This is a genomic window from Shinella pollutisoli (assembly GCF_024609765.1).
Taxonomy (GTDB): domain Bacteria; phylum Pseudomonadota; class Alphaproteobacteria; order Rhizobiales; family Rhizobiaceae; genus Shinella; species Shinella pollutisoli.
This window is the reverse complement of sequence record NZ_JANFDG010000069.1, coordinates 1-1145: the sequence shown is the minus strand read 5'-3', so window position 1 is coordinate 1145 and position 1145 is coordinate 1. Positions and strand designations below refer to the sequence as shown.

Annotated in this window: 1 protein-coding gene; it reads right to left on the bottom strand. The window is 65.1% G+C overall.

The genetic code is table 11. From position 1 onward, the window contains the following. Positions 1 to 1145: citrate synthase (gene gltA, locus NNZ72_RS25355; RefSeq protein WP_257318458.1), on the bottom strand; the 1145-nt coding region annotated here is incomplete at both ends.

Genomic DNA, 1145 nt, shown 5'->3' with positions numbered 1-1145 from the left:
TGGGCGATCCAGCCGACCGTGCGGGCGAGCGCGAACAGCACCGTGAACATCGTCGTCGGGAAGCCGAGCGCCTTCAGCGTGATGCCGGAATAGAAGTCGATGTTCGGGTAGAGCTTCTTCTCGATGAAATACTCGTCCGTCAGCGCGATGCGCTCCAGCTCCATCGCCACTTCCAGCATCGGGTCGTCCTTGATGCCGAGCTCGCCCAGCACCTCGTGCGTCGTCTTCTGCATGATGCGCGCGCGCGGGTCGTAGTTCTTGTAGACGCGGTGGCCGAAGCCCATCAGGCGGAACGGGTCGTTCTTGTCCTTGGCGCGGGCGACGTATTCCGGGATGCGGTCGACCGAGCCGATCTCGGCCAGCATGTTGAGCGCCGCCTCGTTCGCCCCGCCGTGCGCGGGGCCCCACAGGCAGGCGATGCCGGCGGCGATGCAGGCGAAGGGATTGGCGCCGGAGGAGCCGGCAAGGCGCACCGTCGAGGTCGAGGCGTTCTGCTCGTGGTCGGCATGCAGGATGAAGATGCGGTCCATGGCGCGTGAGAGCACCGGGTTTACCGCATAGTCCTCGCAGGGCACGGCGAAGCACATGCGCAGGAAGTTCGAGGCGTAGTCGAGGTCGTTCTTCGGGTAAACGAAGGGCTGGCCGATATGGTACTTGTAGGCCATGGCGGCGATGGTCGGCATCTTGGCGATCATGCGCAGCGAGGCGACCATGCGCTGGTGCGGGTCGGTGATGTCGGTGGAGTCGTGGTAGAAGGCCGAGAGCGCGCCGACGACGCCGCACATGACGGCCATGGGATGGGCGTCGCGGCGGAAGCCGGTGAAGAACTTCGACATCTGCTCGTGCACCATGGTGTGGTGGGTGACGCGATAGTCGAAGTCGTCCTTCTGGGCCTTGGTGGGCAGCTCGCCGTAGAGGAGGAGGTAGCAGACCTCGAGGAAGTCGCCGTGCTCGGCGAGCTGCTCGATGGGATAGCCGCGGTGGAGCAGCACGCCCTCGTCGCCGTCGATATAGGTGATCTTCGATTCGCAGGACGCCGTCGAGGTGAAGCCGGGGTCGTAGGTGAAGGTGCCCGTCTGCTTGTAGAGCGTGCCGATGTCGATGACGTCCGGACCGATCGTCCCGGATCGGGTCGGCAGCTCGAC